The organism is Bacillus sp. SG-1 (genome assembly GCF_000181495.1).
GTDB lineage: Bacteria > Bacillota > Bacilli > Bacillales > Bacillaceae_B > Rossellomorea.
This window is the reverse complement of sequence record NZ_ABCF01000061.1, coordinates 1-15,474: the sequence shown is the minus strand read 5'-3', so window position 1 is coordinate 15,474 and position 15,474 is coordinate 1. Positions and strand designations below refer to the sequence as shown.

The window sequence follows — 15,474 nt, the reverse complement described above, 5'->3', positions numbered from 1 at the left end:
CAGCCGTAATCCTTTTAAAATCGAAACCGCGGTGAGAGAAAAAACCTTTATCCTCAATCGCAAGCGTCGCATCAATAAGGTCGGGAGAGATATCTTCAAGGTGAACCCAGTATCCGCCCGCCCCGCGGAGTCACACACCTGGAGCGTAAATCAACTACCTCAAACAAATCTATTAAGAAAAGAGCCCAAAAGCTAAGGAGAGATGAATCATGGCGACAATGCGATTAGATAAATTTTTGAAAGTATCACGCTTAATCAAAAGAAGAACACTGGCTAAAGAAGTTGCTGATAAAGGAAGGATAAGTATCAACGGCCTTCAGGCGAAAGCAAGCTCCAATGTCAAAGTAGGCGATGAATTACAAATCCGCTTTGGACAAAAAGTGGTAACAGCAAAGGTTGACCGGCTGCAGGAGTCGACCCGGAAGGAAGAAGCGGGCACGATGTATACCATCACGAGCGAAGAAAGAGTACCGGAAGAGTAATGTAAAGCTTGTTCTATTTTCCCTCCCTCCGCATACATATAGTTACAAAGCCTGTACTTTGTGAATGTGGGGGATGAAAATGAATCAGTATCATGATAACGGAAGTAACAAAGGAACAATGCAGGAACATGATGTCATGATGAGGGGCAGACGCCTGTTGGATATTACAGGAGTAAAACAGGTGGAAAGCTTTGATAATGAAGAGTTCCTGCTGGAAACCGTCATGGGATTTCTATCCGTGAGAGGGCAGAATCTGCAAATGAAGAATCTTGATGTCGATAAAGGGATCGTCTCCATTAAGGGCAAGGTGTTTGATATCGTGTATTTAGACGAGCAAAGTGGAGAGAAAGCTAAAGGATTCTTTAGCAAGCTGTTCCGATGACACTCTCGGTTCAATTTTATACCATGCTGGCCATGGTCGGCATGGGCAGCGTTTTTGGAGCGACCCTGGATACGTATAACCGTTTTCTCAACAGAAAGATAAGAAAGCGCTGGCTTGTTTTCCTGAACGATGTTTTGTTTTGGATTCTGCAAGCCCTTTTTATTTTCTACATTTTGTTTTCAGTCAACTTCGGTGAGGTGCGCTTTTATATTTTTGTCGCTTTGCTTTGCGGGTTTGCGGGCTATCAGGCTCTTCTTAAGGAACCTTATAAGAAGCTTTTGGAAAAAATCATTCAAGGCTGTATATCCTTTTACAAGTTTTTGGTGAAAATGATCACACACCTTGTTTATTCGCCGATAAAATGGCTGGTACTTCTTCTTGTGTCGTTAATAATAGGACTTGGAAAAGGAGTATGGGCTGTAGCCGGATTCCTTTTAAAAGTAATTCTTGCCATATTGAAAATTACGTTTACACCTCTTTTATGGGTGGTAAAATTAATTTCAAGCCTTTTGCCGAAAAATATTAAAAAATTCGTCGAGAAGTTATATAATAAATTGGCAGGATATTTATTTCCATTTGTTAAAGTTATTAGTACAAAGCTGAAAAAATGGCTGAAAAGATAAAGGAGGTGCAGAGATGAGCCGGGAACGAAATATTACTTCAATGGAAAATGCTTATGTACGACAGCAGGAATTAAAGAAAAAGATCAGTCACCACAGAAAAAAGAGGCTTTTTCGCCGCTTGGCATTATTATTTATCCTCGCCGTGACAATAAGCGGTTTTCTTGTTTCGACCCTCATCTCACGCGCTTCTGTCCTTGAAGAAAAGGAAGCGGAAAAAGCAAAGTTGGAAGCCCAACTGGAGCAGCTCGAAAAACAACAGGCGATCCTTGAAGAAGAAATCATTAAGCTGAATGATGATGAGTACATCGCCAAATTGGCCAGGAGAGACTACTTCCTTTCAGACGAAGGGGAAATAATCTTTAACATTCCAGAGCCTGAAAAGAAAAAAGCGGAAGAAGAGTCGTCTTATTGACACTCTTTTTTTTGTTTAGCTATAATATAAAGTAAGGTTTATTTTTTTATAATTCTAAGGAGGAGCATTCTTTTTATGTCAATTGAAGTAGGCAGCAAGGTACAGGGTAAGGTAACAGGGATTACAAATTTTGGAGCGTTCGTAGAATTGCCGGAAGGTGCAACAGGTCTTGTCCACATTAGTGAAGTTGCTGACAATTATGTAAAAGATATCAATGAGCACTTAAAAGTCGGTGATGAAGTAACAGTAAAAGTCATTAATGTCGAGAAAGACGGAAAGATCGGTTTATCCATCCGGAAGGCTAAAGACCAGCCGCAACGCCCCCAGCGCCCGCAGCGTCCTCAGCGTCCACGCAATAACAAAATGAATGACACTCGCACAAAAGAGAGCTTTGAACAGAAGATGGCGCGTTTCTTAAAAGATAGTGAAGATCGATTAACTTCATTAAAACGCCATACAGAATCCAAACGTGGCGGCCGAGGAGCAAAAAGAGGCTAACTTGCTGTCTATTAAAATATAGCAGGTTTAGAGAAGGTTCTGTACGGAACCCTCCAATGAAAACAACTGTCTGCATTTCACCCTGGAAAGCAGCCGGTTGTTTTTTTGTTGTATAAAAGCATGGCTCATGCTGTATCGGTGTTAACGTTAACCCGAAATCCGGGCCGAAATATTGAGTTAGAAGGAGCCTCTTCCCTGATAACTTCACATAAAAAAGCTGCCAAATGTTTATGGCAGCTTATTCGTTAGGATTAATCGTTATTGGTCGGGGCCAATCGGTCTTGAAATGTCTTCAAGAGTGTCACCGGAATTACGGTCTTGATTTAACTTCACCGCAAGGTCACCCAGGGATACAATCCCGACAACTTGGTTGTTCTGGTCCAGAACAGGTAGACGGCGGATTTGTTTTTCAGCCATCGTAGTGTATGCTTCATTGATATCCGTATCGGGCTTTACATAGTCCACGTTCTCCGTCATGATTTCTTTAACCTGAAAGTCAGCGCTGCCTTTTTCGGCAAGGCCGTGAATAACAATGTCACGGTCTGTAAGAATTCCTTTTAACTCATTGTTTTCAGATACCGGAATAGCACCTACATCCAGATCCTTCATTAATTTGGCAACATCGATGATTGAACTTGAAGGGGAGCAGGTTTCAACTTGCTGTGTCATAACGTCTTGAATGTTTGTCATTATGAATCCCTCCTAAATTGTTTATATGTATGATATACCCCGAAAAAACCGAGGAATAACAAGGAGGGGGAAATTGGAATAAGATACTAGCATAAGTTGGCATTAAGAAAACAGTTTTTTTCCCTTGAGTACTGTCTAAGGACATCACATCTTAACAGCCGCCTTTTTGGACAACCAACAAGGACCAATCGGTAATCATATGTAGGTCAGTCTCTATAAGAATTTCAGTTCCAAACGACCCGCCTCTCTATAAAAAGGACAAACAAAAAACACGACAGGATTCCTGTCGTGTTTTGGTATGACCCATACGGGATTCGAACCCGTGTTACCGCCGTGAAAGGGCGGTGTCTTAACCGCTTGACCAATGGGCCAAAATAAATATGGTAGCGGCGGAGGGGATCGAACCCCCGACCTCACGGGTATGAACCGTACGCTCTAGCCAGCTGAGCTACACCGCCATATTAATAAAATGTTTTGAGACACAAGTAATATAATACATAGGATTAAAAAAATTGTCAACAGATTTTTCGAGAAATATGTCAATGGATTTATTCCTTATTTTTCCTGTGTTGATTAAAGCAAGAAAGGTTGTCCTTCTTGCAACTCTCTACAGCATTTCTGCCATTTCGCAGAAAGAAGTCGAACTTTTCTTACTATTCAACTCCCTCTTTTGACAAACTTCTGAGCTTGTCCAATTTATAATGACTACAATGAATAAGACCAGGGGAGAGGATAAGTATGGAAAAAGTTGAGCAGAGTGTTATGGAGCCGATGGGGAAGGTCGACATCGAACATACAAAATCGGAGTTCTCTATGGGGATGAAAGCCTTTCTGCAAAAAGTGGAATGGTTCTTTATTCAAAAAGGATTTGTTCTCTTCGGTTTAGGTTTTCTTCTCGGACGAGCATTGATCCTGTCACATCTGACGCCCTTTGCCATTCCTTTTTTCGCAGCTGTCTATATGGTTCGAAGAGATCGTGCCCCCGTGGCTTTAATGGGGCTGCTTGCCGGATCGCTTACATTATCAATTACTAATATTACGTATACGTTTGCCAGTACTATTTTATTCCTCATTCTGTTTAGGATCACAAGGAAATTTCAAAAAAATGAGCTGAAGGCAGTACCGTATTTTGTATTCTTCACCACGATAGCAGCCAGCCTTGCATTCGACTACTTGACCAATGGACAGTCCCTTAGTGTTTACGATGGGGCAATGGCTGGTGTTGAAGCGACCCTTTCGTTTATTCTGACGCTTATTTTTATTCAAAGTGTACCCTTATTTTCAATTAGTAAACGTAAAAAAACACTCAAGACAGAAGAAGTCGTCAGTTTGATCATTCTGCTGGCTTCTGTCATGACTGGTACGATTGGATGGTCAGTTTATAACCTTTCGATAGAACATATATTGTCCAGGTATCTCGTATTGCTATTTTCCTTTACTGCCGGAGCTACGGTCGGTTCAACGGTAGGCGTCGTGACAGGATTGATTTTCAGTCTTGCCAACGTGGCGAGTTTCTATCAAATGAGTCTATTGGCATTCTCAGGCCTTTTGGGTGGCTTGCTGAAAGATGGGAAAAAGGCTGGTGCGGCCATAGGTCTGTTGATTGCAACGCTTTTAATCGGCATGTATGGGGAGAGTGATACATCCCTCGCCAAGACGCTTTATGAGTCCGGTGCAGCCATCTTACTGTTATTCCTGACTCCGGCAGTCCTGACGACAAAACTGGCTAAACATATACCTGGAACGACCGAATACAATCAGGAGCAGCAGCAATATATAAGAAAAGTCCGTGACGTAACAGCAAGCCGAGTGGAACAGTTTTCGTCGGTTTTTCAAGCTTTGTCGAACAGTTTTGGCAGCCTGGAAGAGCAGCAGGACCTTGATGAGGCAGATGAACGGGAATTTGATCAATTCTTAAGCAATGTAACTGAAAAAACATGCCAGACCTGCTTTAAGAAAGAGCAATGCTGGGCCAGGAATTTCAATCACACTTACGATCTGATGAAAGATGTGATGTATGAAGTCGATCAGGGGCATGTGCCGCTGAATGGAAAAGTCGGCAGAGAACTTGAAAAGCATTGTGTCCGTGCCAAAAAGGTCCAGGATGTCATCTCCCAGGAGTTGACTTATTATCAGGCCAATTTGAAATTGAAGAAACAAGTGCAGGAGAGCCGGAAGCTTGTTGCGGATCAATTATTGGGAGTGTCTGAAGTTATGGGAGATTTTGCACGGGAAATTCAAAGAGAAAGGGAGAATCATCAGCAGCAGGAGGAACAAATTTTGGAGTCCCTTCAGGAGTTTGGAATGGAAATAGAAAATGTGGAAATCTATTCACTGGATAAAGGAAATGTAGACATTGAGATGACGCTTCCGAATGGAAATGAGCATGGTGAGGGTGAAAAACTGATTGCCCCGATGCTGTCGGATATTCTGGGAGAAAATATTATTGTCCAAAAAGAGGATCCCGCTGCTTTTCCAAGCGGACATAGTCAATTAACCTTTGGTTCTGCTAAAGCATTCGTCGTGGATACCGGCGTGGCTCATGCAGCAAAGGGAGGAGGATTGATTTCCGGAGACAGTTATTCAATGATCGAATTAAGTGCCAGTAAATATGCCGTTGCCATCAGTGACGGGATGGGGAATGGAGAACGTGCCCATTATGAAAGCAATGAAACCTTAAGTCTTCTGCAAAAAATTCTACAATCAGGCATTGAAGAAAAAGTAGCGATTAAAGCGGTTAACTCAATATTGTCATTAAGGACAAATGATGAAATCTTTTCGACTCTCGATCTGGCAATGATTGATTTACAGGATGCATCATCAAAGTTTTTGAAGATCGGTTCTACCCCGAGCTTTATAAAAAGAGGAGATAAGGTGGTGAAAGTGGAAGCTGGCAACCTGCCGATGGGCATTTTTTATGAATTTGATGTCGATGTAGTCAGTGAACAGTTAAAAGCAGGTGACCTGTTGATTATGATGAGTGACGGAGTCTTTGAAGGACCGAAGCATGTTGAAAACTATGATGTCTGGATGAAGCGGAAGATTAAAGAAGTAGATACAGAGGATCCCCAAGCCATGGCAGATATCATTATGGAGGAAGTGATAAGGACAAGGTCAGGCGAAATAGAAGATGATATGACCATTGTTGTATCAAAAATCAAACACAATATACCGAAGTGGAGTTCCATACCCGTTCAAAAAATCAAAAGAAAGGAGAGGATTTCCTGAACTTGAAAAGTAGTTTTGTAGATTAAGGTTAATTATGAACTGCTAGAAAGAACAAAGTTTGATGAGGAGGCGTGATGTTAGTGCGGGATTGTTCCAGGATCAGTATGGTTAGATTGCGGAGGTGGTGCATCATTGTGAGGAAGAAACCAAAATGATGCCATGCGCAGGCGAAGCGCGGTACATCATTTCGTGAAGGAAGCCAAAATGCAGTCATGCGCAGGCGGAGTGCGGTACATCATTCCGTGAAGAAACCAAAATGTAGTGATGCGCAGGCGAAGCGCGGTACATCATTTCGAGGAGGAAGCCAAAATGAAGCGAAGCGCGGTACATCATTTCATGAAGAAGACAAAACGAAGCCATGCGTTCGCTAGCGAATCATCCCACTCATTTATCACAAGCGAGAGTTCTCCAATCTGTATGGCGCTGAACGACCGTTTCAGCTTTTTATAAGTATATTTCCCTCCTAAACCGGCGAAGATGGTAACAAACTAAGTTAGAGGAGGGGAAACTGTTGAAGACAGGTACACTTCGACAAGTTCTATTAATAACGGATGGTTGCTCCAATCAAGGTGAAGATCCGGTGGCGATGGCGGCATTGGCGAAAGAACAGGGGATCACGGTGAATGTTATCGGTGTAATGGAAAATGATTCAATTGATGAAAGGGGCATGGAGGAAATCGAAGGCATTGCCATGTCAGGCGGCGGTGTCAGCCAGATAGTGTATGCTCAGCAACTCTCGCAGACCGTTCAGATGGTGACAAGAAAAGCGATGACCCAAACCCTGCAGGGGGTCGTCAATAAGGAACTGAAGCAGATATTAGGAAAGAATGCTTCCATGGAAGAACTTCCGCCGGAACAGCGTGGGGAAGTGATGGAAGTGGTGGACGAATTAGGAGAGTCATCAGACTTGGAAGTGTTGATCCTTGTCGATACTTCAGCAAGTATGAAACACAAGCTTCCGACTGTAAAGGAAGCCTTGCTGGATCTGTCCTTAAGCATGAATGCAAGAATGGGAGATAACATGTTTTCGGTTTTCGTATTTCCCGGGAAAAGAAAAGATGTCGAAAAATTGCTGGACTGGACTCCTAAGCTTGAGTCGCTGACGAGCGTTTTCTCAAAGCTGTCATCAGGAGGCATAACACCAACAGGTCCTGCAATCAGCGAAGCGATTACTTCCTTTAAGAAAAAACGTTCATTAAGGGGTTTGCTCTCACGTGATGATGAACAATACTTTGAAGAAACAATATAAATTTTCTTCGGGGACGAGAATTACAGGCAAGTGGCATAAACAACATTATACGATTGTCAAAGAACTTGGATACGGGGCAAACGGAATCGTCTATCTTGCTCAAACCGGGGCTGACTATGTGGCGCTGAAAATGAGTGACAGTTCGATGTCCGTTACCTCGGAAGTGAATGTTTTAAAGGCTTTTGCCAAGGTTCAAGGCGCACCCCTTGGGCCTTCTTTGCTAGATGTGGATGATTGGGAAGTCACCGGGAAGAACATACCTTTCTATGTAATGGAATATATTCAAGGTCCGGACTTGCTGACCTTTGTCCAGTCCAAGGGGTTTTCATGGACAGGTGTACTCATTATCCAGCTGCTGAATGATCTGGACCGTATCCATAAGGAGGGCTGGGTGTTTGGAGATTTGAAGCCGGAAAACCTGATCGTTACAGGCCCGCCATATAAACTTCGTTGTATCGATGTCGGCGGGACGACCATGCAGGGAAGGGCGATAAAGGAATTCACGGAGTTCTTTGACAGGGGGTACTGGCTCGGACATTCAAGAAAAGCGGAACCTTCGTATGATTTGTTCTCTACTGCGATGATTCTGATTAATCTGTCCTATCCAAAAAGGTTTAACAAGAGCGGCAGCGGGGGAAAAGAGCAATTAAAGACCGCGGTACTGGCTAAGCCAGAGTTGAAGAAATTCAGGGAGCCGATCATGAATGCCATTGATGGAAAGTTCACGACTGCTCTCGAAATGCGTCAATCCATGCTCGATACCCTCTCGGTAAAAACCGCTTCAGGTCAAAGTAAGGCAGCTCCGCAATCTCAAAGGAAGCCGGCAGCGACTACCCGTCAGCAGCTGAATAGAAAAAAGAATGGCGGAGGGTTTCTGGAAACGGTCTTGATCGTCCTGATTGTGACTCTTTTATATGTTCTCTATATTTACGGTGAGCTTTTGTAGTGATTATCCAAGTTTTCATGCATGGATGTCATGGGAAGTGTATGATAGGAGAAATATTGTTAAAATAGAAGAAAACATGTTTCAGGAAGAGGCAATATGCTAACTTATGAAAGAAAAGTCACAGCTTTTATCACAAAACACAACTTAATCCAAGATGGTGATTCCATACTGGCTGCGGTGTCAGGAGGCCCTGACTCACTTTCCCTTCTTCACTTTTTGAACAAATACAGAAATCTCTGGAACGTGAAGGTCGCCGCTGTGTGTGTGGATCACATGTTCAGAGGAGAGCAATCTTATGAAGAGCTCCTGTTTGTTAAAAAGACTTGTGAAGAAATGGACATCCCGTTTTTTGGTGAAAGGTTGAATGTCCAAGGGATGCTGGATGATCAAAAGGCAGGATTGCAGGAAGGCGCAAGGAATGCCCGTTATCATCTTTTTGCCCGTCTGATCAAAGATGAAGGATTTACAAAACTTGCTTTCGGTCATCATGGGGACGACCAGGTTGAAACCATCTTAATGCAGCTGACGAGAGGAAGCAGTGGAAGGGCTAAGATCGGGATCCCGGTTCAAAGAGACTTTTATGGAGCGAGAATTATTCGTCCCCTTCTCTGTCTTTCCAAAGAGGAGATATTAAAATACTGCTCTGAGACTGGACTGCAGCCAAAATTTGATCCCAGTAATGAGAAGAAGGATTATACAAGGAACAGGTTTCGCCAAGAGGTGCTTCCATTCCTTAAGGGAGAGAATCCACTGGTCCATCTTAAATTTCAACAATTTAGTGAAGAAGCTGCGGAGGACGAGTCATTTTTACGATCATTGGCGGAAGAAAAACTGGAAAGCATCCTTACAAAAACCAAGGATGAAGCCGTTGTTGATATAGAAGCCTTCCGGTTGATGCCTCTGCCTTTACAAAGAAGAGTGATTCATCTAATATTAAGTTATCTTTACAAAGATAGGCCTTCATCATTATCATCTATACATATTCAAGATGTTTTAGCAATAATATTGAAAGACAGCCCCTCACTAAGTCTCGATCTTCCGGGAAACCTCAAAGTAATCCGTTCCTATAATCAATGTGTATTTACATTTGAAGGAAGAACAGAGGGCAGCGGCGATTTTTGTTATACATTGAACATAGGTGAGAGCATTGAATTGCCTGATCATCGAACATTTACATTGCAAGAGGCTGAAGGTCATCTCATTCATGCGGATTCCGTCATTTTCCAAAAGTCCAGTATTGCCTTTCCGTTAAGGATACGGACCAGGAAACCGGGTGACCGTATGAAAGTTAAAGGATTGAATGGCACCAAAAAGGTAAAAGATATATTTATCGATGAAAAGGTGCCAGTCAGACTTAGGGATACATGGCCGATTGTCGAGGATGATAACGGTGAAATTCTCTGGGTCCCCAACCTGAAATTATCAGCCTTTGCCTGTAATAAAGCGGGTGATCCAGGTGACTATGTAAGGTTAATCTTTTCAGAGCAAACATCTTCCTAGGAGGCAGACCAAGTGTTGAACAAAGATATTGAGAAAGTGCTTATTACTGAAGAAGAACTTCAAGAGAAAATCAAGAAACTGGGCGCGGAGCTTACTGAGGAATACAAGGACAGTTTTCCTTTGGCAATTGGTGTTTTAAAAGGTGCAATGCCTTTTATGGGTGACCTGCTTAAACGCATGGATACATACTTGGAAATGGATTTCATGGATGTCTCCAGCTATGGGAACTCAACAGTTTCTTCGGGAGAAGTCAAGATTGTTAAAGACCTTGACACAAAGGTAGAAGGCAGAGACATTCTGATCATTGAGGATATCATCGACAGCGGATTGACTCTCAGCTATCTTGTCGAGTTGTTCCGTTATCGTAAAGCAAAGTCCATCAAAATTGTGACGCTTTTGGATAAGCCATCCGGAAGAAAAGCGGATATTAAAGCGGACTATGTTGGATTCATTGTGCCGGACGAATTTGTTGTCGGCTACGGACTTGACTTCGCTGAGAAATACCGCAATCTGCCATACATCGGCGTACTGAAGCCGGAAGTGTATAGTACAAACGAATAAGTGTAATCTTATGAAGAACGTGCATCTGTTAGGATGTGCCAGTGAAGGCAGCTAATTTGTTGTAATACCATGTTTTTCTATGATACTATTTTATATAGCTTTTTTACCGTGGGAGGAGGTAAGGGATGAACCGGATCTTTCGTAACACCATATTCTACTTACTAGTATTTCTCGTCATAATAGGTGTGGTGAGTTACTTTAACAACAGCAACGAACCAACAGAAAACATTAAATATAACGAATTCATCACTCACTTAGAAGATGGTGAGGTAGAGTCGTTTTCCATCCAGCCTGAACGAGGTGTCTATCAGGTAAAGGGTAAACTGACTGGATATACTGAGGAACAATATTTCCTGACCAATGTACTAGGGAATGATGCGGGAGTATTGGAACGAATCAATGCAGCTGCAGCAGAAACCGGCATTGAAGTCGATGTCTTAATGGCAAAAGAAACAAGCGGCTGGGTATCATTCTTTACTACAATCATACCGTTTGTCATTATCTTTATTCTTTTCTTCTTCCTGCTGAACCAAGCACAGGGCGGCGGAAGCCGGGTAATGAACTTCGGTAAGAGTAAAGCCAAGCTGTACAGTGAAGAGAAGAAAAAAGTCCGTTTCAAAGATGTTGCCGGAGCGGATGAAGAGAAAAACGAACTGGTCGAAGTAGTAGAATTCCTTAAAGACCCGAGAAAATTCTCAGAGGTCGGCGCGCGAATTCCTAAAGGAGTTCTTCTTGTAGGACCTCCTGGTACTGGTAAAACATTACTTGCCCGTGCCGTTGCCGGAGAAGCCGGAGTACCATTCTTCTCCATCAGTGGTTCCGATTTCGTCGAAATGTTTGTCGGTGTCGGTGCTTCACGTGTTCGTGACTTGTTTGAAAACGCAAAGAAAAATGCTCCATGTATCATCTTCATTGATGAGATTGATGCTGTGGGTCGCCAGCGTGGTGCTGGTCTTGGTGGAGGTCACGATGAACGTGAACAAACATTGAACCAGTTACTAGTCGAAATGGATGGATTCGGAGCAAACGAAGGAATCATCATCGTAGCTGCGACAAACCGTCCTGACATCCTGGATCCAGCCTTATTGCGTCCTGGACGTTTCGACCGTCAAATTACAGTGGACCGCCCTGATGTCAAAGGCCGTGAAGCTGTACTTAAAGTACACGCGAGAAACAAGCCGCTTGATGAGTCCGTGGACTTACAAGCAATTGCAGCCAGAACTCCTGGATTCTCCGGGGCAGACTTGGAGAACCTGTTGAACGAAGCAGCTCTTGTTGCTGCCCGTGAGGATAAAAAGAAAATTGACATGCGTGATATTGATGAAGCGACTGACCGTGTCATTGCCGGTCCTGCTAAAAAGAGCAAGGTTGTTTTCAAGAAAGAGCGTAATATTGTGGCCTTCCATGAAGCCGGTCATACCGTTATCGGTCTTGTCCTGGATGAGGCGGATATGGTTCACAAAGTTACAATCGTGCCACGCGGCCAGGCTGGCGGTTATGCGGTAATGCTTCCAAAAGAAGACCGTTACTTCATGACAAAACCTGAATTGTTGGATAAAATTACTGGATTACTTGGTGGACGTGTAGCCGAAGAAATTATCTTTGGTGAAGTTTCTACAGGTGCCCATAATGACTTCCAGCGTGCGACAGGCATTGCCCGCAGAATGGTTACCGAATTTGGTATGAGTGAGAAACTCGGCCCTCTTCAATTCGGTTCAGCTTCAGGAGGACAGGTGTTCCTTGGAAGGGACATCAACAATGAGCAGAACTACTCAGATGCGATTGCTTATGAAATCGATCTTGAGATCCAGCGCTTCATTAAAGAATCTTATGAAAGAGCGAGAAAGATTCTTACAGAGAACCGTGAAAAACTGGAGCTTATTGCAAATACCCTGTTAGATGTGGAAACATTGGATGCCGGACAAATTAAGCATTTGATGGACCATGGAAAACTTCCTGAAAGAGCGTATGGTGAACCTGACAAACACCTGAGAAAGAAGATGTCAAAGTAAACATCCAAAGAAGGATGACACTGAAAAAGCGTCAGATGAGTCATCAGAAGACGATAAAAAAGAATAATTTTTCAAAAAGACACCAGTCCTGCTGGTGTCTTTTTGTGTGGAAAAACATTTAAGAAATTGCAGCTAATGGATAAAAAAGTTCATTTTTGAATGTATGTTATGAACTGTGTATAAAGCGATAATCAGTGAGAAGTGTGGAATACACTAATTACATTAGATGCGGATTGCGAATAGACGCAATTTAATAAAGGTCTTCTAAAATCATTATTCATGGCTTGTATTAGAAAAGAGTTGATGAAGTGGAAGGATTCTCGATCTCCTGCGGGAACAGCGGAACGTCTAGTTCCAGCTCCAAGCCCCTCGGAATCAAATGTTCCGAAGAGAATAAAAGGAGAAGGCGCCTTTTTTTCTCTTCGGAACATTTGCCTGTCGGGGCTGAGAGTGGCGCTTCCACTTTGATGACAGGTGAGACCAAGGTTACGTACCCACCGGAACTTAACCCCGCAAGCGAATCCAGCTCCAGCGACTAGCGGATTAACCGTTGCCCCCCTGCGATAAGTCAACATCGGCTCGCTAGGCTTGCCGTGTATCCTTTATTTCATGCGGCGTCGTTCCCATCCGTACGTCCCTGAACGGACGCTTCCGCTTTTTAGTTCAACGCCCGCCCTGCGGAGTCGTGAATCCTGTAACGGAAATCAACGGACCTTTCACGAAAACAGACCAATTTCAAAGTAAATTGCGATGATTTATAAGGCAACAGTTTTCACCAAAATGATTCAATTGTGGTATGATGTTGGCAGAATGAAATCAATGTATTAGTGGGTGAAAAAAGTGATTTTTGTCTTGGATATAGGGAATACCAATATAGTACTGGGAGTTTATGAAGGCGAAGAATTAAAGTATCACTGGCGCATGGAAACAAACCGTCATAAAACTGAAGACGAATATGGCATGATCGTTAAAAATCTTTTTCAGCATGTCCAGTTATCACTGGAGTCCATTGATGGAATCATCATCTCATCCGTGGTTCCTCCAATCATGTTTTCGTTGGAAAGAATGTGCGTAAAATATTTTAATATCACTCCATTGGTTGTAGGTCCGGGAATCAAAACCGGATTAAATATAAAGTATGAAAACCCTCGTGAAGTGGGGGCAGACCGTATCGTTAATGCCGTCGCGGGAATCGAGCAGTACGGCGGACCATTGATCATTGTCGACTTCGGTACAGCTACTACATATTGCTATATCAATGAGGAGAAGCAATATATGGGCGGTGCTATCGCTCCAGGAATCGGGATTTCAACCGAAGCTCTTTATTCAAAGGCTGCCAAATTGCCAAGGATAGAAATCGGGCGTCCTGATCATATTATCGGAAAGAACACCGTATCTGCCATGCAATCAGGAATCCTGTACGGGTATGTTGGACAGGTAGAAGGAATTGTGAAGAGGATGAAAGCGACAGGGGACAGTAACCCATTAGTCATAGCAACCGGGGGACTCGCGCAGTTAATCTCCAAAGAATCGGATGTTATCGATGTCGTTGATCCGTTCTTGACGTTAAAAGGGTTGAAGCTCATTTATGAGAGAAACAGCAAAGTATAGGAGGATATAATATGAGCGATTATTTAGTAAAGGCATTAGCGTTTGATGGGCAAGTCAGGGCTTACGCTGTAAGAAGCACAGACACAATCAATGAAGCGCAAAGAAGGCATGGCACTTGGCCGACAGCATCTGCCGCTATCGGAAGATCGATGAGTGCAGGTGTCATGATGGGCGCTATGTTAAAAGGTGAAGATAAACTAACCGTCAAAGTAGAAGGGGACGGTCCTCTGGGTGCCATTATCGTGGACAGCGATGCAAAAGGCAATGTAAGGGGGTATGTTACGAACCCTCAAGTTCATTTTGACTTGAATGAACATGGAAAGCTTGATGTCAGAAGAGCAGTAGGAACTTCGGGCACGCTTTCAGTTGTGAAAGATATCGGGATGCGTGATCATTTTACCGGACAGGTGCCGATTGTTTCAGGAGAGCTTGGGGAGGATTTCACTTACTACTTTGTAACCTCAGAACAGGTTCCATCTTCAGTGGGTGTAGGGGTTTTAGTGAATCCGGATAATTCGATCCTTGCTGCTGGGGGCTTTATCATTCAGTTAATGCCCGGAACACCAGATGAAACGATTACCGAAATAGAGAACAGGCTTCAATCAATCCCGCCAGTATCCAAATTGATTGAAAAAGGACTTTCACCGGAAGAACTTCTTCACGAACTTCTCGGGGAAGAGAATGTGAAGATACTTGATAAAATGGCTGTTCAATTTGAGTGCCGCTGTTCCAAGGATCGCTTTGGTGCTGCTATTGCAACTCTAGGTAAAGAGGAAATTCAGAAAATGATCGATGAAGAGGGCGGTGCTGAAACGCAGTGCCATTTCTGTAATGAAACGTATCAATATTCAGTGGAAGAATTGACCGAATTGAAAAATGAGGGAGAAAATCTGCAGTAACATCTAAGGGGATGGATACAAAGGTGAGGTTAAAGAGATCGGTTTTGATTTCGTTAGTATTTATACTTCTGGGAGCCAATGTAGTTACGCTGATCTATTTCACAAAAGCCGAAGCAGGCCCGGGCCTGGCGGAACTGGCCGGGGCTGAAACGGCAGCAACCGTAGGTGGAGAAACAATCAGCCGGGAGTCGTGGATGTTTGAAATGGAGAAGCGTTATGGAAAAGAGGTTCTTAGGGAACTGATTAACCAAAAGGTAATGATTCAGCTGGCAGAAAAATATGATATAAAGGTGACTGACGAGGAACTTGATAAAGAAGTCGCTTTAATCAAAAGTGTTTATAGCAGCTATGATAAAGACTTAACGGCCAGTGAGGAGATTC

General features: G+C 43.2%; 15 protein-coding genes, 2 tRNA genes and 2 pseudogenes. 15 read left to right on the top strand and 4 right to left on the bottom strand.

All coding sequences use genetic code 11. From position 1 onward, the window contains the following. Nucleotides 1–124: pseudogene (locus BSG1_RS20515) on the bottom strand (transglycosylase domain-containing protein); the annotation flags it as partial. Nucleotides 125–218: 94 nt separating this feature from the next. Between BSG1_RS20515 and BSG1_RS16040 the strand changes: the two are divergent. The 5 genes from BSG1_RS16040 to BSG1_RS16020 all read left to right on the top strand — a co-directional run bounded on the left by BSG1_RS16040 (nucleotide 219) and on the right by BSG1_RS16020 (nucleotide 2,397). Then, nucleotides 219–482: an RNA-binding S4 domain-containing protein gene (locus tag BSG1_RS16040; RefSeq protein ID WP_006838197.1), complete on the top strand. Its 264-nt coding sequence runs from the start codon at nucleotides 219–221 to the stop codon at nucleotides 480–482. A 79-nt stretch (nucleotides 483–561) separates the two neighbouring features. Then, nucleotides 562–864: a sporulation protein YabP gene (yabP, locus tag BSG1_RS16035; RefSeq protein ID WP_006838196.1), complete on the top strand. Its 303-nt coding sequence runs from the start codon at nucleotides 562–564 to the stop codon at nucleotides 862–864. Continuing rightward, a complete protein-coding gene (yabQ, locus tag BSG1_RS16030) occupies nucleotides 861–1,487 on the top strand; it encodes a spore cortex biosynthesis protein YabQ (RefSeq protein WP_006838195.1) in 627 nt (208 codons plus the stop codon). Before yabP ends, yabQ begins: the two co-directional genes overlap by 4 nt. Nucleotides 1,488–1,500: 13 nt before the next feature. Further along, complete coding sequence (locus BSG1_RS16025; protein ID WP_006838194.1) at nucleotides 1,501–1,899, top strand: FtsB family cell division protein; 399 nt, start codon at nucleotides 1,501–1,503, stop codon at nucleotides 1,897–1,899. Between the two features lie 75 nt (nucleotides 1,900–1,974). Further along, a complete protein-coding gene (locus BSG1_RS16020; protein WP_006838193.1) occupies nucleotides 1,975–2,397 on the top strand; it encodes a S1 domain-containing RNA-binding protein in 423 nt (140 codons plus the stop codon). Nucleotides 2,398–2,655: 258 nt separating this feature from the next. Here BSG1_RS16020 and BSG1_RS16015 read toward each other — a convergent pair whose 3' ends face one another. The 3 genes from BSG1_RS16015 to BSG1_RS16005 all read right to left on the bottom strand — a co-directional run bounded on the left by BSG1_RS16015 (nucleotide 2,656) and on the right by BSG1_RS16005 (nucleotide 3,545). Beyond that, on the bottom strand, nucleotides 2,656–3,087 hold the full coding sequence (locus BSG1_RS16015; RefSeq protein WP_006838192.1) for a CBS domain-containing protein: 432 nt from the start codon (nucleotides 3,085–3,087) through the stop codon (nucleotides 2,656–2,658). 299 nt (nucleotides 3,088–3,386) lie between these two features. Beyond that, nucleotides 3,387–3,458 (bottom strand) — tRNA-Glu (locus BSG1_RS16010). A gap of 10 nt (nucleotides 3,459–3,468) precedes the next feature. Further along, a tRNA-Met gene (locus tag BSG1_RS16005) sits at nucleotides 3,469–3,545 on the bottom strand. Nucleotides 3,546–3,825: 280 nt separating this feature from the next. Between BSG1_RS16005 and spoIIE the strand changes: the two genes are divergently transcribed. The 10 genes and pseudogenes from spoIIE to BSG1_RS15955 all read left to right on the top strand — a co-directional run. After that, nucleotides 3,826–6,315: a stage II sporulation protein E gene (gene spoIIE / locus BSG1_RS16000; protein ID WP_006838190.1), complete on the top strand. Its 2,490-nt coding sequence runs from the start codon at nucleotides 3,826–3,828 to the stop codon at nucleotides 6,313–6,315. A 309-nt stretch (nucleotides 6,316–6,624) separates the two neighbouring features. Beyond that, a complete protein-coding gene (locus tag BSG1_RS20970) occupies nucleotides 6,625–6,765 on the top strand; it encodes a hypothetical protein (RefSeq protein WP_156791508.1) in 141 nt (46 codons plus the stop codon). Between the two features lie 61 nt (nucleotides 6,766–6,826). Further along, on the top strand, nucleotides 6,827–7,564 hold the full coding sequence (locus tag BSG1_RS15995; RefSeq protein WP_006838189.1) for a vWA domain-containing protein: 738 nt from the start codon (nucleotides 6,827–6,829) through the stop codon (nucleotides 7,562–7,564). Further along, nucleotides 7,533–8,510, top strand: coding sequence for a protein kinase domain-containing protein (locus BSG1_RS15990; protein WP_006838188.1), 978 nt, complete (start codon nucleotides 7,533–7,535; stop codon nucleotides 8,508–8,510). Before BSG1_RS15995 ends, BSG1_RS15990 begins: the two co-directional genes overlap by 32 nt. Nucleotides 8,511–8,606: 96 nt before the next feature. After that, nucleotides 8,607–10,010 (top strand): tRNA lysidine(34) synthetase TilS, encoded by a 1,404-nt coding sequence (gene tilS, locus BSG1_RS15985; RefSeq protein ID WP_006838187.1) that lies wholly within the window; start codon nucleotides 8,607–8,609, stop codon nucleotides 10,008–10,010. 12 nt (nucleotides 10,011–10,022) lie between these two features. Next, a complete protein-coding gene (gene hpt, locus BSG1_RS15980) occupies nucleotides 10,023–10,571 on the top strand; it encodes a hypoxanthine phosphoribosyltransferase (protein ID WP_006838186.1) in 549 nt (182 codons plus the stop codon). A gap of 125 nt (nucleotides 10,572–10,696) precedes the next feature. Beyond that, nucleotides 10,697–12,583, top strand: coding sequence for an ATP-dependent zinc metalloprotease FtsH (ftsH, locus tag BSG1_RS15975; RefSeq protein WP_156791507.1), 1,887 nt, complete (start codon nucleotides 10,697–10,699; stop codon nucleotides 12,581–12,583). Between the two features lie 840 nt (nucleotides 12,584–13,423). Next, nucleotides 13,424–14,194: a type III pantothenate kinase gene (locus BSG1_RS15965; RefSeq protein ID WP_044023027.1), complete on the top strand. Its 771-nt coding sequence runs from the start codon at nucleotides 13,424–13,426 to the stop codon at nucleotides 14,192–14,194. A gap of 11 nt (nucleotides 14,195–14,205) precedes the next feature. Beyond that, a complete protein-coding gene (hslO, locus tag BSG1_RS15960) occupies nucleotides 14,206–15,093 on the top strand; it encodes an Hsp33 family molecular chaperone HslO (RefSeq protein ID WP_006838182.1) in 888 nt (295 codons plus the stop codon). Between the two features lie 44 nt (nucleotides 15,094–15,137). Continuing rightward, a pseudogene (locus BSG1_RS15955) lies at nucleotides 15,138–15,474 on the top strand (SurA N-terminal domain-containing protein); the annotation flags it as partial.

Excerpts from the sequence above, each read along its gene's own strand:
- BSG1_RS16040 (WP_006838197.1), top strand. The coding sequence starts at position 219 with ATGCGATTAGATAAATTTTTGAAAGTATCACGCTTAATCAAAAGAAGA.
- yabP (WP_006838196.1), top strand. The coding sequence starts at position 562 with ATGAATCAGTATCATGATAACGGAAGTAACAAAGGAACAATGCAGGAA.
- yabQ (WP_006838195.1), top strand. The coding sequence starts at position 861 with ATGACACTCTCGGTTCAATTTTATACCATGCTGGCCATGGTCGGCATG.
- BSG1_RS16025 (WP_006838194.1), top strand. The coding sequence starts at position 1,501 with ATGAGCCGGGAACGAAATATTACTTCAATGGAAAATGCTTATGTACGA.
- BSG1_RS16020 (WP_006838193.1), top strand. The coding sequence starts at position 1,975 with ATGTCAATTGAAGTAGGCAGCAAGGTACAGGGTAAGGTAACAGGGATT.
- BSG1_RS16015 (WP_006838192.1), bottom strand. The coding sequence starts at position 3,087 with ATGACAAACATTCAAGACGTTATGACACAGCAAGTTGAAACCTGCTCC.
- spoIIE (WP_006838190.1), top strand. The coding sequence starts at position 3,826 with ATGGAAAAAGTTGAGCAGAGTGTTATGGAGCCGATGGGGAAGGTCGAC.
- BSG1_RS20970 (WP_156791508.1), top strand. The coding sequence starts at position 6,625 with ATGAAGCGAAGCGCGGTACATCATTTCATGAAGAAGACAAAACGAAGC.
- BSG1_RS15990 (WP_006838188.1), top strand. The coding sequence starts at position 7,533 with ATGATGAACAATACTTTGAAGAAACAATATAAATTTTCTTCGGGGACG.
- tilS (WP_006838187.1), top strand. The coding sequence starts at position 8,607 with ATGCTAACTTATGAAAGAAAAGTCACAGCTTTTATCACAAAACACAAC.
- ftsH (WP_156791507.1), top strand. The coding sequence starts at position 10,697 with ATGAACCGGATCTTTCGTAACACCATATTCTACTTACTAGTATTTCTC.
- hslO (WP_006838182.1), top strand. The coding sequence starts at position 14,206 with ATGAGCGATTATTTAGTAAAGGCATTAGCGTTTGATGGGCAAGTCAGG.